This is a genomic window from Stenotrophomonas acidaminiphila (assembly GCF_001431595.1).
Lineage (GTDB): Bacteria > Pseudomonadota > Gammaproteobacteria > Xanthomonadales > Xanthomonadaceae > Stenotrophomonas > Stenotrophomonas acidaminiphila.
Window position 1 is genome coordinate 1 of the sequence record NZ_LDJO01000040.1, and the last position, 25,016, is coordinate 25,016.

Here is a 25,016-nt window from a genome sequence, read left to right on the forward strand (position 1 = left end):
TTAAGTAACCTGGAGATGTTGTGTCTGACATCCGGCCACGCTGCGGGTATCGGCCAGAAGTCCCAGTCATTGCCCTGCCCACGGGACCGGACTCCCCATTTATTTAAAATGTTATAACATTACTTAATTGGCCATTCATTCACGGACTCCCGGCATGACCTTCCCCGCGCCCCTGCCCCCGATGCCATCCCCCGGCCGCCAGTCGTCATTGGCGCTGCTGGTGGCGCTGGCAGCCCCCGCGGCCGGGGCTGCCGACGCAGTTGATCTCGGGCCGGTGGTGGTCACGGCCACCGCCACCCACCGCGATGCCAGCGATGCACCGGCCTCGATCTCCGTGATCGACCGCGAACAACTGCGGATGCGCCCGGTGCTCGACCTGTCCGACGCCCTGCGCGGCACGCCAGGCATCACCATCAGCGGCGTCGGCATGACCCGCCGCGGCATCCGCATCCGCGGAATGGACGCCGAATACACGCTGGTGCTGCTCGACGGCCGCCGGATCAACGCCGCCAGCGATGCCATCGCCCATGCCGACTTCGACCTGGGCTGGCTGCCGGCCAGCGCGATCGAGCGCATCGAGGTGGTACGCGGACCGATGTCCTCGCTGTACGGCTCGGAGGCACTGGGTGGCGTGGTCAACGTCATCAGCCGCGCCGCCACCGACGACTGGCGTGGCGAGCTGAGCTACAACGGCGGCGTGGCCTCGGGCGGACGCGGTGGCGGCACCACCCAGGCCGGCATCTACGCAGGCGGCGCACTGCTGCCCGGCACGCTGGGATTGAGCTTCTTCGGCGAACACCGGCGCAGGGAGGCGACGCAGGATCCGCTCGACCCGCGCCTGTCCGAACAGGAAGGCCGTGACGCCGACACCGGCCGCCTGGCCCTGAGCTGGACGCCAAGCCAAACCCAGCGCATCGATCTGAGCCATCTGCAAGGCCACGAGAAGCGCTGGCGCAACGCGCTGCAGGGCGGCACGCCCAGCTATGTCTACGAGACCATCGACGACATCGACCGCGCGCAGAGCACCCTGTCGCATCAGGGCCAGTGGGCGTGGGGCCAGACCCGGTTCAATGCCTATCGTTCCACCCTCGACCGCGATAACCGCCGTTCGCGCGGCGCGGCGAGCCGCCCGCAGAAACTCACCGACGACATCATCGACGGCATGGCCACCGTCGAACTGGGGTCGCACCACCGGCTCAGCATCGGCAGCGAATGGCGCAAGGAGCAACTGGATGACACCTCGGCCGCACGCAGCGGTCACGTCCAGGCAATCCAGACCGCGGTGTTCTTGCAGGACGAGATCCAGTTGGGTGAAAACGCCTCGCTGGTACTGGGCGACCGCGGCGACCACCACCCCGAGTTCGGCTGGCACCACAGTCCGCGCGTCTATGCGGTGTGGCACCTCACCGACACGTTCACGCTCAAGGGCGGTACCGGCAGCGGTTTCAAGGCACCGAGCCTGAAGCAGCTCTCACCGGAGTACCTGGCCGTCGGCGGCGGCGGCCGCTTCACCATCCACGGCAACCCGGCATTGAAGCCGGAAACCAATACCAGCCATGAACTGAGCGCGGCATGGAGAGGCCGCAGTGGCGCATCGCTGCAGGCCACGGCCTTCCACAACGACCTGGAAGACCTGATCCAGACCGAGTGCGTTGCCGCCTGCGGGGTGCGCGGGCGCGAAGTGCGCAACTACACCAACGTCGCCAGGGCGCGCATCCGCGGCGTGGAGCTGGAGGCCAGCCTGCCGCTTGCGGCCGGCTTCGCCTTCGACGCCAACCACAGTTGGCTCAATACCCTCGACCGCCAGACCGGACTGGCGCTGAACGAGCGCCCACGCCAGAGCGGCACGGCCACGCTGCGCTGGGAAAACACCGCATTGACCGCCGCCCTGCGCGGCGAATACGTCGGGAGCCAATACCAGGGCACGGGCATGGCGCGGGTGCAGCTGCCAGGCTATTGGCGCTGGTCGCTGGACGCGCGCTACCGGCTCACGCCCCGGGTGTCGCTGGTGGCCGGCGTGGACAACCTCGCCGACAGGCGCCTGGACGAAACCTCCGCGCTGTACCCCTACGCCGAAACCGGCCGCTACTGGCATGCCGGCTTCAACCTGGCGTTCTGAGCATGGCGCGTCTGAGCATGGCGCGATGGCACTGGGGCTGGCTGGGGGCATTGCTGCTGGCCGGCCCGGCGATGGCGCGGGACGCCACGCTGCGGGTGGACGTGGTCGCCAGCGACTTCGTGCCGCCGTCCAAGACCGCGCGGCTGGATGCGATCGGCCGCGATGAAGGCGTGCGCTTCCGGCACCTTGCCATCGGCGCCGACGCCACGGCGGCCGAAGGCTGGCCGGGCGATGCCACGCTGGTGATCCTGGATACCCCGCGCCGGCCGGACGCCGGGGCGGTGGTGGCAGCGGTCGGGGAACGCCTGCACGCCGGCAAGGTACCGTGGCTGCGTGTCGGCGGCGGTGCACTGGCCTTCGGCAACCTGCCGCCGGAACAGGCGCAGCGGCTGGCCGGCTACTACGCCGGGGGCGGTGAAGCCAACTTCCGCCACCTGGCCCGCTATGTCGCACGCCTGCACGATGGTCGCGATACGGCCGCGGTGCCACCGCCGCAGCCATTGCCCGTCACCGGCTACCATGACCCGCAGGCACCCCAATGGTTCACCGATGCCACCGCGCTGCGGCAGTGGTGGCATCGGCAGGGCCAGTCGGATTGGCCGAAGGCGGCGGTGATCGTCGCCGGCAACAGCGTCGGCTCGCTGCAGACCGAGGTCCTGGATGCGGTGATCGCCGCCGCGCGTCGCCATCGCGTGGCCGCCTTCGGCGTCTGGTTCGACGGCGACGCCGAGGATGGCCTGCAGCAGGCACTGGCCGGGCTGGACGTGGACAGCATGGTCAACCTGACCCACCTGCAGAATGGCAAGGCACGTGCCGCCGAGTTCCTGGAACTCGACGTCCCGGTGCTGCAGGCCCTGAACTACCGCCAGGGCGATGCCGCTGCCTGGCGTACGGCCGACAGCGGCGTACCGGCCGCGCTGCTGGCAACCTTCGTTACCGTCCCCGAAGGCTGGGGCATCGGCGATCCGCTGGTGGTTTCGGCCAGCCAGCAGGGCACACAACAACCCATTCCAGAACAGGTCGAGGCGCTGGCCGCCAAGCTGGCGCGCCTCGGCGCACTGCGGCGCACGCCCGCCGACGCCAAGCGGATCGCACTGATGTTCTGGAACGCACCCGATGGCGAGAAGAACCTGTCGGCTTCGCACCTGAACGTGCCGCGCAGCCTGGCACTGCTGAGCCGGCGCCTGGCCGATGCCGGCTACAGCGTCACGCCAGCCGACGAGCAGCGCCTTATCAGCGATGCGCAGGCGATGCTCGGCGGCTACTACCATCCCGAATCACTGGACGCGCTGCTGCAACGCGACCTTGCCGCCACCTTTCCGATAGCCCGCTACCGGCAATGGCTGGATACCTTGCCCGCCGCGCGGAAACAGGCCCTGATGCAACGCTGGGGCGATCCGGAAAAACACCCGGCGGTGCGCCTGCGCGATGGCCAGCCGGTGTTCGTGATCCCGCGCCTGCTGCTGGGCAACCTGCTGCTGATGCCACAGCCGCCACGCGCCGACCGGCTCGGGCAGTCCACCCATGACGGCACTGCATTGCCCAACCACTACTACCTGGCCGCCTACCAGTTCGTGCGCGAAAGATTCGCCGCCGACGCACTGGTCCACTTCGGTACCCACGGCACCCAGGAATGGCTGCCGGGCAAGGACCGCGGCCTGTGGACCAACGACTACCCGCTGCTGGTGCTGGGCGACCTGCCGGTGTTCTACCCCTACATCCAGGACAACATCAGCGAAGCGGTGCAGGCCAGGCGCCGCGGTCGCGCCATCATCATCAGCCACCAGACGCCTGCCTTCGCCCCGGCCGGACTGTACGACGAACTGCGCGATCTGCACGCGGCGATCCACGAGTACCAGCAGCTGGACGCCGGCCAGGTGCACGAGCAGGCTGCCGCGCACATCCGGCAGATGGCGCTTGACGCCGGCATCGCCGCCGACATGGGCTGGGACGCCATGCGCATGCAGGTCGACTTCCCCGCGTTCTTCACCCAGCTGCATGACCACCTGCACGAACTGGCACGTACCGCGGTACCGCTGGGACTGCATACGTTCGGCCAGTCAGCGGCGCCGGAACACCAGCTTTCCACGGTGATGCAACAGCTCGGCGAACCCTATTACCGCGCGCTTGGCCTGGATCCGCAGGAAGTATTCGCCGGCGACTGGGCGCAGCTGCAGCAGAGTGAGCCCTACCGCCTGCTGGCCAGGCACCTGCGCCATGGCGCGCCACTGGAGGAAATCGGCGACCCGGTGTTGCGCGCACACCTGCAGCGCGCACGGCAACTGGATGCCGCACTGGGCGACACGCAGGAAATCGAAGCGCTGCTGCATGGGCTGGAGGGTGGCTTCATCACGCCTGGAGCCGGTGGCGACCCGGTGCGCAACCCGGACGTGCGCAGCGGGCGCAATCTCTACCCGTTCGAGCCCGACAAGCTGCCCACCCGCACCGCGTTCGCCAGTGGCCGCCTGGCCCTGGACCAGCTGCTCGACGCCTACCGTGCCGGGCATGACGGCCGGTTCCCGGAAAAGCTCGCCTTCAGCCTGTGGTCAAGCGATGCCATCCGCCATCTCGGCGTGCTGGAAAGCGAAGTACTACATGCACTGGGCCTGCGCCCGGTGTGGGATGCCGGCGGCAAGGTCAGTGCGCTGGAGATCGTGCCCGACGACGAACTGCCGCACCCGCGCATCGACGTCGTGGTGCAGGTCACCAGCGTCTACCGGGACCAGTTCGATGGCTTCATGCGCCTGCTGGCCGATGCGATCGAACGCCTGGCGGCGATGCAGCCGTCACCGCGCAACCCGGTCGCGGCCCATGCACGCGCGCTGGAAGCCAGCCTAATCGAGCGCGGGCAACCACCGCAACGCGCACGCGAACTGGCGGCGCTGCGCATCTTCAGCAACGCGCCCGGCGAGTACGGCAGTGGCCTGAACCGCGCGGTGCTGGCGGGCCCCGACGCCGACAAGCACGAGTCATCGCTGGCCGATGGCTTCCTGTCGCGCATGCAGTACGCCTACGGCGCGCGTGAAGGCGGCGTGCGCCTGGAGGGTGGCAACCTGCTGGCCGAGCAGCTGCGCGGCGTGCAGGCCGCGATACTGGCACGCTCATCCAACGTCCACGGCCTGCTGTCCACCGACCACCCGTTCGAGTACCTGGGTGGGTTGTCGTTGGCCGTACGCCGGCTCGACGGCAACAGTCCGGCGCTGTACGTCGCCGACCTGCGCCAGCCGCAGCCGCGCACCACCACCACGGCGCGCTTCATCGCCGACGAGCTGCGCAGCAACGCGCTCAACCCGCAATGGATAGGCGCGATGCAGCAGGAAGGCTACGCCGGCACGCTGGAGGTGCTGAAGAACGTGGACAACCTGTTCGGCTGGCAGGTCACCGACCCATCCAGTGTGCGCGCCGACCAATGGCAGGCGCTGCACGATACCTACGTGCGCGACGTGCGCAGGCTCGGCGTGAACGAATGGTTCGAGTGTGGCAATCCCGATGCACAGGCGCAACTGATCATGCGCATGCTCGAGGCGGTGGAGCGCGGCTATTGGCAGGCCGATGCACGTACCCGTACCGAACTGCAGCAACGCCTGCAACAGCTGCAGCCTGCGGCCCATGGCAATGCGGAGACGGCAACAACGCCCGCCCCCGGCTTCGGCCGTGGCCGCGCGATCCCGTCGACCTCTGCGACAACCGTTCCGGCCACTGCCGGGCCGACGGCCCGTTCCCGAGCCGCCGATGCGGCGATGCCGACGGTGCGCGGGCACGTGATGCAGCGGATCGAACCACCCCCGGCCTCGCGCTCCTGGCCGGTGTGGCCCGGCCCACTGTTGCTGCTGCTGTGCCTGGCCGCCGGTGCCTTGCGACAACGACGCGACAACCTGCGCACTGCCGCATTTTCCTGACCGACCCGACGATACGGACAACCTCGATGAAAAGCCTCGAAGCCACCCTCTACGATCTCTCGCACCTGTTCCTGGCACCGGTGCTGGTACTGATCCTGCTGGCGCTGGCCTACGCCTTCCTCGCCCTGGGCGGGTTCCTGCTCGAAGGCCTGCAACGTCGCCGTGGACGCTACCGTTCGGTGCTGGCCGCATGGCAGGCACGCCACGGCGGCGGCAGCGATGACCTGGAACTGTGGATCATGCGCCGGCTGGAATGGCTGCGCATCGTTGCCCGCACCGCACCGATGCTGGGCCTGGTGGCGACCATGATCCCGATGGGCCCGGCGTTGCTGGCGCTGACCCGTGGCGACGCGCAGGGCGTGGGCGAGAACATGGTGGTCGCGTTCTCCTCGGTGATCCTGGCACTGGTCTCGGCCAGCATTACCTTCCTGGTCCTCACCGTACGGCGCCGCTGGCTGCTGGACGAGCTGCGCGCGATCGAACGCGCACGGGGGAACGGCTGATGCGCTTCCTCGACCATGACGAAGCCGACGATCCGATCCTGTCGGTGGTCAACCTGATCGACGTGTTCCTGGTGGTGATCGGCGTGCTGATGATCGTGATCGTGCGCAACCCGCTGAACCCGTTCTCCAGTGACAGCGTGGTGCTGGTGGAGAACCCCGGCAAGGCCGACATGCGCATCACCATCAAGGATGGCGAGGAACTGACCCGCTACGAATCCAGCGGCCAGATCGGTGAAGGCCAGGGCGTCAAGGCCGGCATCACCTACAGGCTGCCGGACGGGCGCATGGTGTACGTGCCTGAATAACGGCATCCGCACCGTTCGGCCCGCTCCGCGTTCCACCGGCGCCGGGGATCAGCCGATACGCCAGAACATCAGTGGGTCGCCTTGTCCCGCTTCCAGCCGCGGTGGCGGATGTCCAGGTACAGGCTGTAGAGCGCGGTGAAGGTGGGGAACAGGTTGCCGAGGATGCCCACCGCGTCGTTCTTGCCGAACACGAAGTAGCTCAGCGTCATCAGGCTGCCGAGGATGCTCATGTACCAGAACAGGCGCGGGATCACCGGCTTGCCCTGGCGCTTGCTGGCGATGAACTGCACCAGCCAGCGGCCGCCGAACATCAAGGTGCCGGTCAGGCCGATCAGCTTCCACGGCGACATGTGCACGCCGGTCCACTCCAGCCACGGCAGCGGCTGGCTCATGAAATCCATGTTCAGACCTCCTCGACCGCGGTGCGCCTGCTGCGCACGATCAGCCAGGCCACGCCGCGCAGGTCGCGGATGCCGACCAGGGCACGGCCGAGGTTGTTGTACTTGGACACCCCGGCGGTGCGGTGGCGGTGGTTGACCGGCACGCTCACCGTCTGCCAGCCGGCGCGCTGCATCAGCGCCGGCAGGTAGCGGTGCATGTGGTCGAAATACGGCAGGTCCAGGAACGCCGCGCGCTCGAACAGCTTGATCCCGCAGCCGGTGTCGGGCGTGTCGTCGCGCAGCATGCGCGCGCGGATGCGGTTGGCCCAGCGGCTGGCCCAGCGCTTGGACCCGGAATCCTGGCGGTTGACCCGCCAGCCGGCGAACAGCTTCACCCCGGGCGCGGCGGCGTCGCGCGCGGCCAGCAGTTTCGGGATGTCGGCCGGGTCGTTCTGGCCGTCGCCGTCGAGGGTGGCGATCCACGGCCCGCGCGCGGCCTTGACCCCGGTGCGCACGGCGGTGCTCTGCCCGCTCTGGCTGACATGGTGCAGCACGCGCAGCTCCGGGTTGGCGGCCTTGAGCGAGCGCAGTACCTGCAGGGTGTCGTCCCTGGAGTCGTCATCGACATAGACGATCTCGAAATCCACCCGGCCGCGCAGCGCGGCGGTGATCTCGCCGACCAGGGGCGCGACGTTGTCGCGTTCGTTGAAGACGGGGACGACCACCGAAAGTGCGGGTTGGCTCATCGCGGGATCCGTTCGTGCAGTAGGAAAAAAGACCGCGCATTTTCCGGTACGCGGCTGGATGGAAGATCGGTCAGGCGGCGGCGCCGAAATAATCGCGGCACCAGGCCACCACCGGCGGCAGCCCGGCCTCGATCGGCGTGACCGGCTCGAAGCCGAAGGCCGCGCGCGCGCGCGCGGTGTCGGCCATGGTCTCCACCATGTCGCCCGGCTGCATCGGCCTGTAGACCTTCTGCGCGGGGCGGCCGGCGGCCGTGGCGATCACCTCGATGAAGCGCTCCAGCTCCACCGGGGTGTGGTTGCCGAGGTTGAACACCCGATGCGGCACGGGCGCCTCCGAAGGGTGGTCGAGTGCGCCGAGGATACCGGCGACGATGTCGGAAACATGCGTGAAGTCGCGGCGCATGCGGCCTTCGTTGAACACCTCGATCGGCCGCCCGGCCAGCACCGCGCGCGAGAACAGCAGCGGCGCCATGTCCGGCCGGCCCCACGGGCCGTACACGGTGAAGAAGCGCAGGCCGGTGGCGCGCAGGCCGTACAACTGCGCATAGGTATGCGCCATCAGCTCGTTGGCCGCCTTGGTCGCCGCGTACAGCGAGCGCGGCTGGTCCACGCGCTGGTCCTCGGAGAACGGCGGCGTGGCCGAATCGCCGTAGACCGAGCTGCTGGACGCATAGACCAGGTGCTGCACGCCGCGGTGGCGGCACAGCTCCAGCATGTTGACGAAGCCGACCAGGTTGCTGTCGACGTAGGCGTGCGGGTTCTGCAGCGAGTAGCGCACGCCGGCCTGCGCCGCCAGGTGGACCACCCGTGACGGGCGGATCTCGTCGAACAGCGAGGCCAGGCCGTCACGGTCGGTCAGGTCCAGCGTGCGGATATCGACCTGCGGGCACAGCGCGGCGACGCGGTCGCGCTTGAGCTGCGGGTCGTAGTAATCGTTGTAGTTGTCCAGCCCGAGCACACGCTCGCCGCGCGTGGCCAGGGCCTGGCAGGTGTAGGCGCCGATGAAGCCGGCGGCGCCGGTGACGAGAACGGTCATCTGTCGGATCCGGAAAAGTACGGGGTCAAGCGCCTCCCCACGGGGAAGAGGCATCGGGGCCGGCACCACGACGGGCGGGCGTCGGCATGCCCGGCATGGGCGGCGTTGCCGGCAGCGGCCATTGTCGCCGCCGCGCCTGCCGGCGTGGGCGGGGACGCCGGCTCACAGCGTCAACGGGTCCCGCGCCAGGGCGGCCTTGCGCTCCCGGCTGAAGGCCCACCAGGGCTGCGGATCGCCGCCTTCCATGAAGCGCACGACCGACAGGAACACGTCGATCACGCAGGGGTCGTGCACCACGCCGGTCTTCAGGCACAGCTGCGCGTACATGTCGTAGGGATCACGCCCGCGCAGGTGCGCGGGAACCCGGATCCCGATCAGACGGAGATCCTTTTCACAGGCCGGCCCGACATTCGGCAGGTCGGTCAGACGCAACAGGTGATTGCGGTCGACCTTGGTGGGGTTCATTGCCTTGCATGCACCTCGGGGGTGGGACGGGACGTCAGCCGTGCTGACGGGTACGCAGCCTTTCCAGCACGCCGTCGAGCGTGTCCAGGTCGGTGTAGTGGATGACCAGCTTGCCCTTGCCGCCGCGGCCGTGGTTGATGGCGACCTTGGTGCCCAGCGATTCGGACAGCTCGGTCTCCAGCGAGGCGATGTCGGCCTGCGGCGCGCTCGGCGCCGGCCTGGCCTTGCGCGCGCCCGGCACCTTGCCGGCGGCGAACTGCTGGGCGCGGTGTTCGACCTCGCGCACCGACCAGCCTTCGTCGGCGGCGTCCTGCGCCAGCTTGGTCGCCAGCTCCGGCGCCAGCGTCAGCAGCGCGCGGGCATGGCCCATTTCCAGGCGGCGGCTCTCCAGCAGCACGCGCACGCCGGCGGGCAGGTCGATCAGGCGCAGCAGGTTGGATACCGAGGCGCGCGAGCGGCCCACCGCCTGCGCGGCTTCGGCGTGGGTCAGCGAGAACTCGGAGATCAGCCGCTGCAGCGCCTCGGCCTCTTCCAGCGGGTTGAGGTCCTCGCGCTGGATGTTCTCGATCAGCGCCATGGCGATGACGGTGCGGTCTTCCAGCTCGCGCACCACCACCGGCACTTCGTCCAGCCCGGCCAGGCGCGAGGCGCGCCAGCGGCGTTCGCCGGCGACGATCTCGTACCTGCCGCCCTCGACCTGGCGCACCAGGATCGGCTGGATCACGCCCTGGGCCTTGATCGACTCGGACAGCTCGGACAGCTTGGCCTCGTCCATTTCGCGGCGCGGCTGGTACTTGCCCGGCTGCAGCAGGTCGATCTGCAGCTTGCGCAGCACCTCACCCGGCTGCGGCTCGGCCACCGCCGCCACCGATACCGGCGTCACCGCGCCCTTGGGGCCCAGCAGCGCGTCAAGGCCACGGCCCAGGCCGCGTTTCTTTGCAGCACTCATCAGACAGCCTCCATGGCCCTGACGGCCCTGTTGCGTTCATCGGTGCGGCGGATGAGCTCGCCCGCCAGACCGAGGTAGGCCACGCCGCCGCGTGAGGTGCGGTCGTAGCCGACGATGCTCTGGCCATGGCTCGGCGCCTCGGCCAGGCGCACGTTGCGCGGCACGATGGTGCGGAACACGCGGTCGCCGAAATGCTCGGTCAGCTCGGCCGACACCGCGTTGGCCAGGTTGTTGCGCACGTCGAACATGGTGCGCAGCACGCCTTCGATCTCCAGCGCCGGATTGAGGTTGGCGCGCAGCGCCTCGATGGTCTCCACCAGCGCGCTCAGGCCTTCCAGCGCGTAGTACTCGCACTGCATCGGCACCAGCACCGAGTCGGCGGCGGCCAGCGCGTTGAGGGTCAGCAGCGACAGTGCCGGCGGGCAATCGATCAGGATGAAGTCGTACTCGCCGCGGATCGGCGCCAGCGCGCGCTTGAGGCGCTGCTCGCGGCCTTCCTGCTCCATTAGCTGGATCTCGGCCGCGGTCAGGTCGATGTTGCCCGGCAGCAGGTCGTAGCCCTCCGGTGCCTTCACCCGGATGTCGGCCGCGGCGCTCTCGCCCAGCAGCAGGTCGCAGGTGGATGCCGCGACCTCGCGCTTGTCCACGCCGCTGCCCATGGTCGCGTTGCCCTGCGAATCCAGGTCGACCAGCAGCACGCGCCGGGGCGCTGCGGCAAGGGCGGCGGCCAGGTTCACGGCGGTGGTGGTCTTGCCGACGCCGCCTTTCTGGTTGGCGATGGCGATGATGCGAGCCATGCGGATGGGCCTCATGGGCTGGAAGGTTGGGACTGGCCATTATGCGGGCTGGGGACCGGATCGGGGAAATCCGGGCCTTGCCGCATGTGGCCGTGCGCCTCCCGCCCCCGGACGGGCGGCCCGCAGCGCGCACGGCGCCGCCCGCCAAGCGCCGAGCGGGATGCCTCGCCAGCCGCGACGGCCTCATTGGCCGGCGGGGAGCGGAGCCTAGCTGCGGCTGCACACCACCAGGTGGCGCTCGCCGACCAGCCCCGGCACCGGCAGCGGGCGCACGTCGAGCACGTGCCAGTCGGCCGGCAGCGCGGCGATTTCCTCGTGCGGGTATACGCCCTTCATCGCCAGCAGGTGGCCGCCGGGGCGCAGCAGGTGGCCGCCGACCGCGACGATGCCGGCCAGCGTGTCCATGGCGCGGGCCGTGAGGTTGTCGTAGGCGCCCGGCTCGTCCAGCGCCTCGGCGCGGGATTCGGCGACGCGGGCGTTGCCCAGGCCGAGCTGGCGCACCGCCTCGCGCAGGAAACGCGCCTTCTTGCCGTTGCTCTCCACCAGCGTCACCTGCAGCTGCGGGCGGGCGATGGCCAGCGGGATGCCGGGCAGCCCGGGGCCGGTGCCGAGGTCGGCCAGGGTGCCGGATTCGACATGCGGCACCATGGCCAGCGAATCGAGCAGGTGGCGGGTGACCATCTCGTGCGGGTCGCGGATGGCGGTGAGGTTGTAGGTGCGGTTCCAGCGCACCAGCAGCGCCAGGTAGGCCAGCAGCGGCGGCGCCAGCGCGGCGTCCAGGCCCATGGCCTGCAGGCCAGCCTGCAGTTCGTCGGCCACGCCGGGCGGGAGGGAGGTGTCGTTCATCGGCGGATTATCGCAGAGCGGTTCAGAACGGGTACCAGGCCAGCGCCGCGCGGAAGTCCGGCGTGGCCTGCCATTCGTGCAGGTGCCAGCGCGCGGCCTCGCCGAGCCCGGGGTCGCACCAGGCCAGGTGCAGGGCATCGTCCGCGCCGGGAGCGAAGCACAACCGGTGCAGGCCGAAGGACAGGCCATGGCCGTGCGCCTTGAGCAGGGCTTCCTTGGCGCACCACACGCGGAAGAACCAGTGCTCGCGGGTGGCATCGTCCAGGCTGTCCAGCCAGGCGATCTCGTCGGGATGAAAGAAGCGCGCGATCACCTGCCGCATCTGCCGGCGCGGGCGCTGCTGTTCCAGGTCCACGCCGAGCCGGGCGTGTTCGCCCAGCGCCACCAGCAGGTGGCCGCCGCTGTGGCTCCAGCCGGTGCCGTAATGGGCCAGCTCGCCGATCAGCCAGGGCCGCCCGCGCTCGTCGCGGGTCAGCGGCAGCGACTGCGGCGTGCCGCCGAGTTCGGCCGCCAGCAGTTCGCGCGCCTGCGGCTCGCCACGCGCGCCGGGCTGGTGCGGCAGGTGCCACACCCTCACCTGCCCGAACCGCCACGCCTGCAGCGGCTGCATCAACGCCCGCCCCCGGTCCACAAGCGCTTCACGCCCGATCGTCTTGACTGCACCGGTCGCACCGCTCCGGGTGCACGCACGAAAGGAGACATCGGCATGGGCATCATCATCTGGTTGATCGTGGGCGGCGTTGTCGGCTGGCTGGCCAGCCTCATCATGCGCCGCGACGCGCAGCAGGGCATCATCCTGAACATCGTGGTGGGCATCATCGGCGCGATGATCGCCGGCTTCCTGTTCAGCGGCGGCAGCATCAACGGCGCCATCACCCTGCGCTCGTTCCTGCTGTCGCTGCTCGGCGCAGTGATCCTGCTGGCCATCGTCAACCTGTTCACGCGCAAGAGCGTCCGCTGAGCGGCGGGGCCGCGCCTGGCGAAGCCCGGCCGGCGACGGCCGGGCTTCGTCGTCTCAATCCTTCGCCAGCTGCACCCATGCCGGGGCATGGTCGCTGGGACGGTCCCAGGTACGCGGTTCGCGGTCGATGCCGGCGGCCACCGCCGTCGGCCGCAGCGCCTCGGACACCAAGGTCAGGTCGATGCGCAGGCCCAGGTCGCGGCGGAACCCGGCGGCACGGTAATCCCACCAGCTGAACACCCCGGCCGCGTCGTTGTGCAGGCGGAAGCCGTCATGCAGGCCCAGCTGCAGCAGCTTGTTCAGCGCGCCGCGCTCGGCGGTGGACGTGAGGATATGGTCGCCGTTCCACACCGCCGGGTCGTGCACGTCGCGGTCGTCCGGGGCGATGTTGAAGTCGCCCAGCACCACCAGCCGCGGGTGCCTGGACAGTTCGGCGGCAACCCAGTCATGCACCGCCTCCAGCCAGCGCAGCTTGTAGGCGTACTTGTCGGTGCCCACGTCCTGGCCATTGACCACGTACAGGTTGATCACGCGCACGCCATTGATGGTGCCGGCGATCGCCCGCTTCTGCTCGTCGTCGAAACCGGGGATGCCGATCTGCACGTCCTCGATCGGGTCGCGCGCCAGCAGCGCCACGCCGTTGTAGGTCTTCTGCCCGGCGAACACGTTGCGGTAGCCCAGCTCCAGCAGGCGCGTATCCGGGAACTTGTGGTCCTCCAGCTTGGTTTCCTGGATGCCGACCACGTCCGGGGCGAAGCCGGCCAGCCACTGTTCCAGGTGCGGCAGGCGGACATTGAGCGAGTTGACGTTCCACGAGGCGATTTTCATGGCGCGATTCTACCCGCTCGGTCCGCTGCCTTCCGTCATCGCCGAAAGCAGCGCGCGCCGCCGGCTCACGCCTGCATGCGGCCATCGGCCATGTGCACGACCTGCTGGCCGAACAGCGCCACGTCCTCGGGGTCGTGGCTGATCAGCAGCAGCGGGATGCCGGTCTCCTCGAGCACGCCTTCCAGCTCGCGCCGCAGGTGCGCGCGCAGGGCGTGGTCGAGGGCGGCGAACGGCTCGTCGAGCAGCAGCGCCTGCGGCCGGGTGACCAGCGCGCGGGCCAGCGCGGTGCGCTGGCGCTGGCCACCGGAGATCTGCGCGGGCAGCAGGTCGCCGATGGTGTCGATGCCGAATGCCTGCAGCCAGTGCTCCACCGCGGCGATGCGGCAGCCGCGCGGCGGATTGCGCCAGCCCCGGCGCAGGCCGAAGGCGACGTTCTGGCGCACGCTCAGATGCGGGAACAGCGCATAGTCCTGGAACACGTAGCCGATCCGGCGCTGCTGCGGGGACAGGTGGATGCCGGCGGCGGCGTCGAACAGCGGCTGGCCGTGCATGCGGATGCTGCCGGCGTCCGGCCGCAGCAGGCCGGCCACGGCCTTCAGGGTCAGGCTCTTGCCCGCGCCCGACGGACCGAACAGCACCACCCGCGGTTGCCGGCAACGCAGCGCGGCCTGCAGCCGGAAGCGCTGCCCGGCGGCCTGCAGCTGGCAGTGGATGTCCAGTTCAAGCCACATCGCGCACATCGCCGGAAGGGCGGCCGACCAGCCGGGCGGCGACCAGCAGCACGCCGATGCAGACCGCCGAGGACACCAGCACCAGCAGGTTGGCGCGGCCGTCGTTGCCCGCCTGCACCGCTTCGTAGATGGCGATGGACAGGGTCTGGGTACGGCCGGGAATGCTGCCGGCCACCATGATGGTGGCGCCGAACTCGCCCATCGCCCGCGCGAACGCCAGCAGCAGCCCGGCGAGGATGCCGCGCCAGGCCAGCGGCAGGGTGACCCGGAAGAACAGCGCCGGCTCGGATACGCCCAGTGTCCGCGCGGCCTGCTCCAGTTGTCCGTCCACGCCTTCGAACGCGGCACGCGCCGGCTTGAACACCAGCGGCAGCGACGCCACCGCCGCGGCGATCACCGCCGCCTGCCAGGTGAACACCAGGTTGATGCCGAAGCTGCGCTGCAGCCATGCGCCCAGCGGCCCGTTGCTGCCGATCAGCACCAGCAGGTAGTAGCCCAGCACGGTCGGCGGCAGGATCATCGGCAGGGTCAACAGCGTGTCCAGCAGTTCGCGGCCGGGAAAGCGGCGCCGCGCCAGCAGCCCGCCCAGCGCGATGCCCAGCACCAGGTTGATCGCGGTCGCGCAGCCGGCCACCTTCAGCGACAGCCACAGCGCACTCCAGTCCAGGTCGAGCATCAAGGGCTTCCGAAACCATGCCGGCGCAGGATGGCCTGGCCGGCGGGCGAGCGCACGAAGGCGATGAAGCGCCGCGCTTCGTCGGCGTTGCGGCTGCCCTTGACCATCGCCAGCGGGTAGTGGATGCCGCCGGGCAACGGCACCTCGAACGCGCGCCGCACGCGACCGGGCATGGCCAGCGCATCGGTGGCATAGACGAAGCCGGCATCGACCTCGCCGCGCGCCACGTAGTCCAGCGACTGGCGCACGTTCTGCGCCAGGATCAGCCGGGGCTGCAGCGACGGCCACAGCCCGGCCTGCTGCAGCGCCTGCCGCGCGTAGCGCCCGGCCGGCACGCTGTCGGGGTTGCCGAGCGTCACCCGGGTGACCGCCGGCCCGGCCAGCGCCGCCAGCGAGGCCGGCGGGGCGGCGGTGCGCGGCGGCACCACCACCCACAGCGCGTTGCGGGCGAACACCTGCCGGGTCGCCGGGTCCACCAGCCCGCGGCGGGCGGCCTGGTCCATCGTCGCCTGGTCGGCGAAGGCCAGCACGTCCACCGGTGCGCCGCGCGCGACCTGCTGCAGCAGCACCCCGGACGCGGCGAAGTTCAAATCGACCCGGGCGTCCGGATGGCGCGCGGCGTAGGCGCCGGCGATCTCGCGGAAGCCCTCGGTCAGGCTGGACGCCGCCGACACTGTCAGCTCCGCGGCCGAGACCGGGAGGACGTGGAGCAGCAACAGCAGTATCCAGGACTTGTTCATGGCGGGATTCCGGGCGCACGGACCACGTGGCGGGGAAAGGCGGCGGGACGGCGCACCGTCATGGTAACGCCGGTCCGCCCTGCCCCCGCATCACGCGCTGCGCCGATGCTCGCCTCAGCCGTGCCGCCGGCCGTCGGCCACGGCCGCGTCGATGGCCTCCGGCAGATCGGTTTCGCGGTCGATCTGCGGGAAGTGGCGGCGTTCCATGCGGCGGATCGCGAAGTGCATCCACGCCAGCGCGCTCGACACCAGCACGAACAACAGCATGAAGCAGCTGCTCCAGATGCCGATCACGTCGTTCAGCGCACCGAACACGATCGGCAGGATGAAGCCGCCCAGGCCACCGATCATGCCCACCACGCCGCCCACCGCGCCGACATGCTGCGGGTAGTAGACGGGGATGTGCTTGTACACCGCCGCCTTGCCCAGCGACATGAAGAAGCCCAGCACGAACACCAGCACGGTGAACAGGGTCACGCCGATGGCCATGTGGAAGGTGATCTCGCCATGCACGCCCTGCACCACGTAGCGGGTGTCCGGATAGGCGAGGATGAAGGTGCACACGGCCGACACGCCCAGCGTCCAGTACATCACCCGGCGCGCGCCGATGCGGTCGGACAGCCAGCCGCCGACCACGCGGAACAGGCTGGCCGGGATCGAATAGCACGCTGCCAGCATGCCCGCGGTGCCCACGTCCATGCCGTAGGCGCCGACCAGGTAGTGCGGCAGCCACAGCGCCAGCGCGACGAAGCCACCGAACACGAAGAAGTAGTACAGCGAGAAGCGCCACACCTGCAGGTTCTTCAGCGGCGCCATCTGTTCGGCGAACGGCATCGGCTTGACGCCGCTGCGGCGGCGCTCTTCCAGCGAGGGGTCTTCCTTGCTGAACAGGTAGAACACGATGGCGGTGACCGCCAGCCCCACCGCCCACAGCTTGGCCACCATCATCCAGCCCGCGGCCACCATCACCATCGGCGCCAGCAGCTTGGTCACCGCCGAGCCGATGTTGCCGGCGCCGAAGATGCCCAGCGCCGTACCCTGCTTCTCCGGCGGGAACCACTTGGATACATAGGTCACGCCGACCGAGAAGTTGCCGCCGGCGATACCCACGAACAGGGCAGCCAGCAGGAACTGCGGGTACGTCTGCGCATAGGTCAGCAGCCATGTCGCCACCGCGCCGCACAGCATCACCAGGGTCATCACCTTGCGTCCGCCGAACTGGTCGGACCAGATGCCGAGGAATACGCGGATAACCGAGCCGGTCAGTACCGGAGTGGCGATCAGCAGGCCGAACTGGGTGTCGTTCAGGCCCAGCTGCTCGCTGATCTGGATGCCGATGATCGCGAAGATCATCCACACCGCGAAGCACACGGTGAAGGCGAACGTACTCAGCCACAGCGCACGCTGCTGCTGCCCGGCACTGGCGGTAGCGAGGGCCTGGTTCATGGGAGTCCTCCTTGGGGAAATGGGATCAGCCGGCCTCGGCTTCTATCTCCTCGAGGCCACGGACCGGGTAGCGTTCCTGCAACTGCAGCAGGTAGGCCTGGATTTCGCGCTGGCGTACCTGCAGCTCCAGGTAATCGCGGATCTGCCGGTGCACCACCTCGAACGCCTGCGGCTGCCCGGGTGCGCAGGCCTCCACGCGGACCACGTGGTAGCCCCAGCGCGACTCCACCGGGAAGCCGGCCAGGCCCTCGCGCAGGCGGAACACCTGGCGGTCGAACTCCGGCGTGGTCTGGCCGCGCTGCAGCCAGCCCAGGTCGCCGCCATCGCTGGCGGAGGGGCAGCGCGAATGGCGCAGGGCGAAATCTGCGAACAGGTGCGGGTGGTCCTTGAGCTGGGCGAGCAGGCGCTCGGCCTCGCTGCGCGCGGCCAGGCGCCCGGCCACGTCGTCGGCCGGCGCCGCCAGCAGGATGTGGCGCACGTGCACCCGGTCGGGCGCGCGGAAGCGTTCGGGGTTCTGCTCGAAGTAGCGCCGGCACGCGTCCTCGTCCGGCACGCGGTCCTCCACGCCCTGCTCCAGCAGCTGCTGGATCAACGCCTCCTCGTCACTGACCGTGCCGCCGGCCGGCGCCTGCAGGCCCAGCCGCCGTGCTTCGCGGCGCAGCAGTTCGCGCACCACCAGCGCGCGCGCGGCATCGGCGCGCGACTGCTCGGGACGCATCGCGCGGTGGTGCTGCATCTCGCGGGCGATGTCCGCTTCGCTGATCGCGGTGTCGTCCACGAACAGGCGGCACGGTGCCGGCTGCCCCAGCGAGCGCGGGCCTTCGGCGTCCGCGTCATGATGGTGGCCGGCCTCGGCCGGTACCGGCTGCGCCGAATCGATCACGGTGATCGGCAGGATCCGCGTCTGCACGTTCATCGTCTACTCCCGCGGCCCGTAGCGCAGCGCGGCCTGGCGGCGGCGCACCACCTGGTAGGGCCGCCACAGGTAGCTGAGCGGAATGCTCCACACGTGCACCAGGCGGGTGAACGGCGCGATCAGGAACAGGGTCAGGCCGAGGAAGATGTGCAGCTTGTAGACCCAGTGCACGCCCTCGATGAAATCGGCCGCGCCGGCACGGAAGGTGACGATGTGCTGCGCCCATTCGGCCAGCAGCACCATCACCCCGCCGTCCAGGTGGCCGGCCGAGATCCGGATGCTGTACAGGCCCAGGCACAGCTGCGCGAACAGCAGCACCAGCACCAGGGTGTCGCCGAAGCTGCCGGTGGCGCGCACCCGCGGGTTGGTCAGCCGGCGCACCAGCAGGATGACGATGCCGACGAAGCACAGCGCGCCGAACAGGCCGCCGACCACCATCGCCAGCAGCTGCTTCTGCGAGGAGGTGATGAAGTGCTCGTACACCGCATGCGGGGTGAGCAGGCCGACCAGGTGGCCGCCGAGGATCGCCAGCACGCCGATGTGGAAGCAGTTGCTGCCGATCCGCATGCCCTTGTCCGACAGCAGCTGGCTGGAGCCGGTGCGCCAGGTGTACATGGCCTTGTCGTAGCGCGCCCAGCTGCCGATCAGCAGCACCGCCACGGCGATGTACGGATAGAACTGGAAGGCGAACTGGTGGAGGTAATGGTTCATGGCTGCACCTCTGGATGCGAAGGACGGGCCGGGGAACGCCGGGGCGGCGCGCAATCCTGCGCGGGGGCATCGCTGCCGAAGCGGACCGCTTCCTCTTCCCACAGCCGGTCCATGGCCTCGCGGGTGTCATCGCGCGCTTCCTCGCTGGCGCGCTGGCGCAGCAGCGCCAGGTTGACCTTGCCGTCGCCGGCCTCGACCAGGATCTCCAGCAGCACCGCGTGCGGCAGCTCACGCTCGGCCGCGCGCGCGGCGAGCATGCCGGCGATGTGGCCGACGTGGTGCAGCCAGTCGCGGGCCTCGGCCTGCGGCCGGTGGGCAAGGAATTCCAGCAGCAGCGGCAGGTAGTCCGGCAGCTCGCGCGCGTCGAGCTCGAAGCCGTTGCGGCGGTACGTGTCCACCAGGTCCACCATCGCCTGGCCGCGGTCGCGCGATTCGCCGTGGATATGCTCGAACAGCAGCAGGCTCATCGAGCGGCCGCGATCGAAACTGCCCAGCCAGCGCGCCTGTGCATCGAGCGGATCGCTGTCCAGCAGCGCCTGCACGAAGCCGCGCAGCTGGCGCTGGCGTGCCGGCGCAAGGGCCGGGTCGTCGCACGCGGCCAGCAGCTCCGGCCCGTGCTCCCACAGTTCGTCGCGCGGGTAGTCCAGCAATACCCCGATCAGCTTGAGCAGGCTCATTCGACCACCTCATGCCGGTGCTGCCGGTTCGGGTGCACCGCGTAGGTGGTGGTCTTGCGCTGCCCGAACAGGTCGGCCGGGCTGTCGCCGTTGCAGCCGTTGCCGAAGGTGAAGCCGCAGCCGCCGCGCTCGCCGAACGCGTCGTTGGCGTACTCGCGATGGCCGGTGGGGATGACGAAGCGGTCCTCGTAGTTGGCGATGGCCAGGTAGCGGTACATGTCCTCGGCCTGGGCCACGCTCAGCCCCGCCTGTTCCAGCACGCGGGTGTCCTCGATGCCGTCCACGTTCCTGGCCCGGCGCCAGGCGCGCATCGCCATCAGCCGTTCCAGCGCGCGCACCACCGGTGCCTCGTCGCCGGCCGAGAGCAGGTTGGCCAGGTAGCGCACCGGGATGCGCAGCGAGGCCACGTCCGGCAGCTCGCCGCTCATGCCGATGCGGCCGCGTTCGGCCGCGTTCTGGATCGGCGACAGCGGCGGCACGTACCAGACCATCGGCAGGGTGCGGTACTCCGGGTGCAGCGGCAGCGCCAGCTTCCAGTCGATCGCCAGCTTGTACACCGGCGACGCCCTGGCCGCGTCCAGCCAGCTGTCCGGAATGCCCTCGGCGCGCGCGGCGGCGATCACCGCCGGGTCCGTGGGATCGAGGAAGATGTCCAGGTGCGCCTGGTACAGGTCCTTCTCGGCCGGCACCGCGGCCGCCTCGGCGATGCGGTCGGCGTCGTACAGCATCACCCCGAGGTAGCGGATGCGGCCGACGCAGGTTTCCGAGCAGATGGTCGGCTCGCCCATCTCGATGCGCGGGTAGCAGAAGATGCACTTCTCGGACTTGCCGCTCTTCCAGTTGTAGTAGATCTTCTTGTACGGGCATGCCGACACGCACATGCGCCAGCCACGGCACTTGTCCTGGTCGATCAGGACGATGCCGTCCTCCTCGCGCTTGTAGATCGCGCCCGACGGGCAGGCGGACACGCAGGCCGGGTTCAGGCAGTGCTCGCACAGGCGCGGCAGGTACATCATGAAGGTCTTCTCGAAGGCGCCGTAGATCTCCTTCTGCACCTGGTCGAAGTTGTAGTCGCGGGCACGCTTGCTGAATTCGGTGCCGAGGATCTCCTCCCAGTTCGGGCCCCACTCGATCTTCTGCATGCGCTCGCCGCTGATCAGCGAACGCGGCCGCGCGGTCGGCTGGTGCTTGACCTCCGGGGCGTCGTGCAGGTGCTGGTAGTCGAAGTCGAACGGCTCGTAGTAGTCGTCGATCTGCGGCAGGTCGGGGTTGGCGAAGATCTTGGCGAGCATGCGCCAGCGGCCACCGGCGCGCGGCACCAGCTTGCCGGCGCGGGTGCGCACCCAGCCGCCGTTCCACTTGTCCTGGTTCTCCCACTCCTTCGGGTAGCCGATGCCGGGCTTGGTCTCCACGTTGTTGAACCAGGCGTACTCCACGCCCTCGCGCGAGGTCCACACGTTCTTGCAGGTGATCGAGCAGGTATGGCAGCCGATGCACTTGTCCAGGTTCAGCACCATCGCGATCTGTGCGCGCACTTTCATCACACCACCTCCCCGGCGGCGACCGCAGCGGTCTCGCCATCCAGCCAATCGACCTTGTCCATCTTGCGCACGATCACGAACTCGTCGCGGTTGGTGCCGCAGGTGCCGTAGTAGTTGAAGCCATAGGCCAGCTGCGCATAGCCACCGATCATGTGGGTGGGCTTGAGCACCACGCGGGTGACCGAGTTGTGGATGCCGCCGCGGGTGCCGGAGATCTCCGAACCCGGCACGTTGATGATGCGTTCCTGGGCGTGGTACATCATCGCCATGCCCGGCATCACCCGCTGGCTGACCACCGCGCGCGCGGCGATCGCGCCGTTGACGTTGAACAGTTCGATCCAGTCGTTGTCCTCGATGCCGGCGCTGCGCGCGTCGTCCTCGCTGATCCACACGATCGGGCCACCGCGCGACAGCGTCTGCATGATCAGGTTGTCGCTGTAGGTGCTGTGGATGCCCCACTTCTGGTGCGGGGTGATCCAGTTCAGCACGATCTCGCGGTTGCCGTTCGGGCGCTGGTTGAGCAGCGGCTGCACCGTGCGCGTGTCGACCGGCGGCCGGTAGCCCATGAAGGCCTCGCCGAAGTCGATCATCCACTCGTGGTCCTGGTAGAACTGCTGGCGGCCGGTGACGGTGCGCCACGGGATCAGCTCGTGCACGTTGGTGTAGCCGGCGTTGTAGCTGACGTTCTCATCCTCCAGGCCCGACCAGATCGGCGAGGAGATGATCTTGCGCGGCTGCGCCTGGATGTCGCGGAAGCGGATCGCCTCGTGCTCCTTGCCCACCGCCAGGTGGGTGTGCTCGCGACCGGTGAAGCCGCCCAGCGATTCCCACGCCTTCACCGCGACGTGGCCGTTGGTTTCCGGGGCAAGGTGCAGGATCACCTCGGCCGCGTCGATGGCCGAATCGATCGCCGGGCGGCCGTGGCTGACGCCTTCCTCGCGCACGGTGTGGTTGAGCCGGCCGAGGAACTCCACCTCGTGCCGGGTGTCCCAGCTCATGCCCTTGCCGCCGTTGCCGAGCTTGTCCAGCAGCGGGCCCAGCGAGGTGAACTTGCGGTACAGGTTCGGGTAGTCGCGCTCGACCACCGCCATGCCCGGCATGGTCTGGCCGGGGATGGCCTCGCACTGGCCCTTCTTCCAGTCGGCCACGCCGAACGGCATGCCCAGTTCGTTCGGGGTGTCGTGCAGGGTCGGCACCAGTACCAGGTCCTTCTCCACGCCGAGCACGCCCGGCGCCATGTCGCTGACCGTACGCGCCACGCCTTTGAAGATCTCCCAGTCGCTGCGCGACTCCCACGCCGGGTCCACCGCCTTGGACAACGGATGGATGAACGGGTGCATGTCCGAGGTGTTGAGGTCGTCCTTCTCGTACCAGGTGGCAGTGGGCAGCACGATGTCGCTGTACAGCGCCGTGGTGCACATGCGGAAGTCGAGCGTGACCAGCAGGTCGAGCTTGCCCTCGGGCGCTTCGTCGCGCCACTTCACTTCCTGTGGCTTGAGCGCGCCCATCTCGCCCAGGTCCTTGCCCTGCAGGCCGTGGCGCGTGCCCAGCAGGTGCCGCAGCATGTATTCGTGGCCCTTGCCGGAGGAACCCAGCAGGTTGGAGCGCCAGATGAACATCATCCGCGGGTGGTTCTGGCTGGCGTCCGGGTCGGCGAAGGCGAAGTCCAGCGAGCCGTCCTTGAACTTGCCCAGTGCGTAGTCGGCCGGCGCCACCCCGGCCGCCTCGGCCTCGCGCACCAGCTGCAGCGGGTTGCGGTCCAGCTGCGGCGCGCACGGCAGCCAGCCCATGCGCACCGCGCGCAGGTTGAGGTCAGCCAGGCTGCCGGCGTACTTGGAGGCATCGGCCAGCGGCGACAGCAGCTCGTCCACCTGCAGCTTCTCGTAGCGCCACTGCCCGGTGTTGAAGTAGAAGAACGAGGTGCCGTTCATCTGCCGCGGCGGACGGCTCCAGTCCAGGCCGAAGGCCAGCGGTTGCCAGCCGGTCTGCGGGCGCAGCTTCTCCTGGCCTACGTAGTGCGCCCAGCCGCCGCCGGTCTGGCCCACGCAGCCGCACATGACCAGCATGTTGATCAGGCCGCGGTAGTTCATGTCGTTGTGGAACCAGTGGTTCATGCCGGCGCCGACGATGATCATGCTGCGGCCGCGGGTCTTGTCGGCGGTGCGCGCGAACTCGCGGGCGATCTCCACCACCTCCGCGCGCGGCACCCCGGTGATGCGCTCCTGCCAGGCCGGGGTGCCCGGCACGTCGTCGTCGAAGCTTGCCGCCACGTTGCCGCCACCGAAACCGCGGTCCACGCCGTACTGTGCCAGCAGCAGGTCGTAGACCGTGGCCACCAGCGCGTCGCCGCCATCGGCCAGCGCCAGACGGCGCACCGGGATGTTGCGTTCCAGCACGTCTTCGGCCGGCGCGGCGGTCCAGCCGTCGGTCTCGATGCCGCCGAAGTAGGGGAAGCTCACCGGTTCGATGCCGTCGTTGCCATCGGCCAGGCTCAAGCACAGGCGGGTGGCGGCACCGTTGCTGGCCTTCTCCTCGATGTTCCACTTGCCCTTCTCGCCCCAGCGGAAGCCGATCGAGCCGTTGGGCACGACGATCTGGCCGCTGGCCTCGTCATACGCCAGCGTCTTCCATTCCGGGTTGTTGGCCTCGCCCAGCCCGCCCAGTTCGCTGGCGCGCAGGAAGTGGCCCGGCACCAGGCGGCCATCGGCGCGGCGCTCCAGCCGCACCAGCAGCGGCATGTCCGAGTACTGGCGGCAGTAGTCCTGGAAGTACTGCGACGGCGAATCGACATGGAACTCGCGCAGGATCACGTGGCCGAAGGCGAACGCCAGCGCCGCGTCGGTGCCCTGCTTGGGATGCAGCCAGTGGTCGGTGAGCTTGGCCACCTCGGAATAGTCCGGGGTGATCGCCACCGTCTTGGTGCCGTTGTAGCGCGCCTCGGTGAAGAAGTGCGCGTCCGGGGTGCGCGTCTGCGGCACGTTCGAGCCCCAGGCGATGATGTAGCGGCTGTTGTACCAGTCGGCCGATTCGGGCACGTCGGTCTGCTCGCCCCATACCTGCGGCGAGGCCGGCGGCAGGTCGCAGTACCAGTCGTAGAACGACAGGCAGGCGCCGCCGAGCAGCGACAGGTAGCGCGCGCCGGCGGCGTAGGACACCATCGACATCGCCGGAATCGGCGAGAAGCCGACCACGCGGTCCGGGCCGTACTGCTTGACCGTGTACAGGTTGGAGGCGGCGATGATCTCGTTGGCCTCCTCCCAGCGCAGGCGCACGAAGCCGCCCATGCCGCGGCGGCTTTTGTACGCGCGCGCCTTTTCCTTGTCCTCGACGATGCTGGCCCATGCCTCCACCGGCGGCAGCGTCTTGCGCGCCTGCCGCCACAGGCGCAGCAGCGTGCCACGCACCAGCGGGTACTTCAGCCGGTTGGCGCTGTACAGGTACCAGGAATAGCTGGCACCGCGCGGGCAGCCGCGCGGCTCGTGGTTGGGCAGGTCCGGGCGCGTGCGCGGGTAGTCAGTCTGCTGGGTTTCCCAGGTCACCAGTCCGTTCTTGACGTAGATCTTCCAGCTGCACGAGCCGGTGCAGTTCACGCCATGGGTGGAGCGCACGATCTTGTCGTACTGCCAGCGGGCGCGGTAGCTGTTCTCCCAGTCGCGGCCTTCGCTCTTGCTGAAGCCGTGTCCATCGGCAAAGGGTTGCGGGTCGCGCTTGAAGAACTGCAAGCGATCGAGGAAATAACTCATC

The 25,016-nt window shown here is 69.3% G+C and carries 23 protein-coding genes; 5 read left to right on the plus strand and 18 right to left on the minus strand.

Annotation, left to right across the window (positions count from 1 at the left end; translation table 11 throughout):
• Positions 1 to 154: 154 nt before the first annotated feature.
• Genes ABB33_RS12775 through ABB33_RS12790 form a run of 4 tightly spaced genes read left to right on the plus strand, consistent with a single transcriptional unit; the run spans position 155 to position 6,826 of the window.
• Positions 155 to 2,119 carry a TonB-dependent receptor domain-containing protein gene (locus ABB33_RS12775; RefSeq protein WP_225546655.1) on the plus strand — a complete coding sequence of 655 codons (1,965 nt, stop codon included), beginning with the start codon at positions 155 to 157 and terminating at the stop codon, positions 2,117 to 2,119.
• Between the two features lie 17 nt (positions 2,120 to 2,136).
• Positions 2,137 to 6,018 carry a cobaltochelatase subunit CobN gene (cobN, locus tag ABB33_RS12780; RefSeq protein ID WP_082595094.1) on the plus strand — a complete coding sequence of 1,294 codons (3,882 nt, stop codon included), beginning with the start codon at positions 2,137 to 2,139 and terminating at the stop codon, positions 6,016 to 6,018.
• Positions 6,019 to 6,044: 26 nt separating this feature from the next.
• Positions 6,045 to 6,521, plus strand: a complete 477-nt coding sequence (locus ABB33_RS12785; protein ID WP_056932368.1) for a MotA/TolQ/ExbB proton channel family protein — start codon at positions 6,045 to 6,047, stop codon at positions 6,519 to 6,521.
• Entirely contained in the window at positions 6,521 to 6,826 is a 306-nt protein-coding gene (locus tag ABB33_RS12790) for a DUF2149 domain-containing protein (RefSeq protein ID WP_054668364.1), read from the plus strand. The genes ABB33_RS12785 and ABB33_RS12790 overlap by 1 nt, the downstream gene beginning before the upstream one ends.
• Positions 6,827 to 6,894: 68 nt before the next feature.
• Here ABB33_RS12790 and ABB33_RS12795 read toward each other — a convergent pair whose 3' ends face one another.
• The 8 genes from ABB33_RS12795 to ABB33_RS12830 all read right to left on the minus strand — a co-directional run bounded on the left by ABB33_RS12795 (position 6,895) and on the right by ABB33_RS12830 (position 12,655).
• Positions 6,895 to 7,227: a lipid-A-disaccharide synthase N-terminal domain-containing protein gene (locus ABB33_RS12795; protein WP_054668366.1), complete on the minus strand. Its 333-nt coding sequence runs from the start codon at positions 7,225 to 7,227 to the stop codon at positions 6,895 to 6,897.
• Positions 7,228 to 7,229: 2 nt separating this feature from the next.
• Positions 7,230 to 7,952: a glycosyltransferase family 2 protein gene (locus ABB33_RS12800; RefSeq protein WP_056932369.1), complete on the minus strand. Its 723-nt coding sequence runs from the start codon at positions 7,950 to 7,952 to the stop codon at positions 7,230 to 7,232.
• A 70-nt stretch (positions 7,953 to 8,022) separates the two neighbouring features.
• Positions 8,023 to 8,988, minus strand: a complete 966-nt coding sequence (locus ABB33_RS12805; RefSeq protein WP_054668370.1) for an SDR family NAD(P)-dependent oxidoreductase — start codon at positions 8,986 to 8,988, stop codon at positions 8,023 to 8,025.
• A 162-nt stretch (positions 8,989 to 9,150) separates the two neighbouring features.
• A complete protein-coding gene (locus ABB33_RS12810; RefSeq protein WP_054668371.1) occupies positions 9,151 to 9,453 on the minus strand; it encodes a helix-hairpin-helix domain-containing protein in 303 nt (100 codons plus the stop codon).
• Between the two features lie 34 nt (positions 9,454 to 9,487).
• Complete coding sequence (locus ABB33_RS12815; protein WP_054668373.1) at positions 9,488 to 10,402, minus strand: ParB/RepB/Spo0J family partition protein; 915 nt, start codon at positions 10,400 to 10,402, stop codon at positions 9,488 to 9,490.
• Positions 10,402 to 11,199 carry a ParA family protein gene (locus ABB33_RS12820; protein ID WP_054668374.1) on the minus strand — a complete coding sequence of 266 codons (798 nt, stop codon included), beginning with the start codon at positions 11,197 to 11,199 and terminating at the stop codon, positions 10,402 to 10,404. Before ABB33_RS12820 ends, ABB33_RS12815 begins: the two co-directional genes overlap by 1 nt.
• 207 nt (positions 11,200 to 11,406) lie before the next feature.
• Positions 11,407 to 12,045, minus strand: coding sequence for a 16S rRNA (guanine(527)-N(7))-methyltransferase RsmG (rsmG, locus tag ABB33_RS12825; RefSeq protein WP_054668376.1), 639 nt, complete (start codon positions 12,043 to 12,045; stop codon positions 11,407 to 11,409).
• A 22-nt stretch (positions 12,046 to 12,067) separates the two neighbouring features.
• Positions 12,068 to 12,655 carry a 4'-phosphopantetheinyl transferase family protein gene (locus ABB33_RS12830; RefSeq protein WP_056932370.1) on the minus strand — a complete coding sequence of 196 codons (588 nt, stop codon included), beginning with the start codon at positions 12,653 to 12,655 and terminating at the stop codon, positions 12,068 to 12,070.
• A gap of 96 nt (positions 12,656 to 12,751) precedes the next feature.
• Between ABB33_RS12830 and ABB33_RS12835 the strand changes: the two genes are divergently transcribed.
• Positions 12,752 to 13,006 (plus strand): GlsB/YeaQ/YmgE family stress response membrane protein, encoded by a 255-nt coding sequence (locus ABB33_RS12835; protein ID WP_054668379.1) that lies wholly within the window; start codon positions 12,752 to 12,754, stop codon positions 13,004 to 13,006.
• 54 nt (positions 13,007 to 13,060) lie between these two features.
• Here ABB33_RS12835 and xth read toward each other — a convergent pair whose 3' ends face one another.
• From xth to ABB33_RS12885, 10 genes are all read right to left on the minus strand, one after another.
• Entirely contained in the window at positions 13,061 to 13,834 is a 774-nt protein-coding gene (xth, locus tag ABB33_RS12840) for an exodeoxyribonuclease III (protein ID WP_056932371.1), read from the minus strand.
• A gap of 65 nt (positions 13,835 to 13,899) precedes the next feature.
• Positions 13,900 to 14,565: a sulfate/molybdate ABC transporter ATP-binding protein gene (locus ABB33_RS12845; RefSeq protein WP_056932372.1), complete on the minus strand. Its 666-nt coding sequence runs from the start codon at positions 14,563 to 14,565 to the stop codon at positions 13,900 to 13,902.
• Positions 14,555 to 15,241 carry a molybdate ABC transporter permease subunit gene (gene modB, locus ABB33_RS12850; RefSeq protein ID WP_054668384.1) on the minus strand — a complete coding sequence of 229 codons (687 nt, stop codon included), beginning with the start codon at positions 15,239 to 15,241 and terminating at the stop codon, positions 14,555 to 14,557. The genes ABB33_RS12845 and modB overlap by 11 nt, the downstream gene beginning before the upstream one ends.
• The gene (gene modA / locus ABB33_RS12855) at positions 15,241 to 15,981 is read right to left on the minus strand and encodes a molybdate ABC transporter substrate-binding protein (protein WP_056932373.1); all 741 of its coding nucleotides are present in this window, start codon (positions 15,979 to 15,981) and stop codon (positions 15,241 to 15,243) included. Before modA ends, modB begins: the two co-directional genes overlap by 1 nt.
• A 114-nt stretch (positions 15,982 to 16,095) precedes the next feature.
• A complete protein-coding gene (locus ABB33_RS12860) occupies positions 16,096 to 17,427 on the minus strand; it encodes an MFS transporter (protein WP_056932374.1) in 1,332 nt (443 codons plus the stop codon).
• A 25-nt stretch (positions 17,428 to 17,452) separates the two neighbouring features.
• Positions 17,453 to 18,343 (minus strand): peptidylprolyl isomerase, encoded by an 891-nt coding sequence (locus tag ABB33_RS12865; RefSeq protein WP_056932375.1) that lies wholly within the window; start codon positions 18,341 to 18,343, stop codon positions 17,453 to 17,455.
• A 3-nt stretch (positions 18,344 to 18,346) separates the two neighbouring features.
• On the minus strand, positions 18,347 to 19,054 hold the full coding sequence (narI, locus tag ABB33_RS12870; protein WP_054668390.1) for a respiratory nitrate reductase subunit gamma: 708 nt from the start codon (positions 19,052 to 19,054) through the stop codon (positions 18,347 to 18,349).
• Positions 19,051 to 19,731, minus strand: coding sequence for a nitrate reductase molybdenum cofactor assembly chaperone (gene narJ / locus ABB33_RS12875; RefSeq protein WP_054668391.1), 681 nt, complete (start codon positions 19,729 to 19,731; stop codon positions 19,051 to 19,053). Before narJ ends, narI begins: the two co-directional genes overlap by 4 nt.
• Positions 19,728 to 21,272: a nitrate reductase subunit beta gene (narH, locus tag ABB33_RS12880; RefSeq protein ID WP_056932376.1), complete on the minus strand. Its 1,545-nt coding sequence runs from the start codon at positions 21,270 to 21,272 to the stop codon at positions 19,728 to 19,730. The genes narJ and narH overlap by 4 nt, the downstream gene beginning before the upstream one ends.
• The gene (locus ABB33_RS12885) at positions 21,272 to 25,015 is read right to left on the minus strand and encodes a nitrate reductase subunit alpha (protein WP_056932377.1); all 3,744 of its coding nucleotides are present in this window, start codon (positions 25,013 to 25,015) and stop codon (positions 21,272 to 21,274) included. The genes narH and ABB33_RS12885 overlap by 1 nt, the downstream gene beginning before the upstream one ends.
• Position 25,016: the final 1 nt, after the last annotated feature.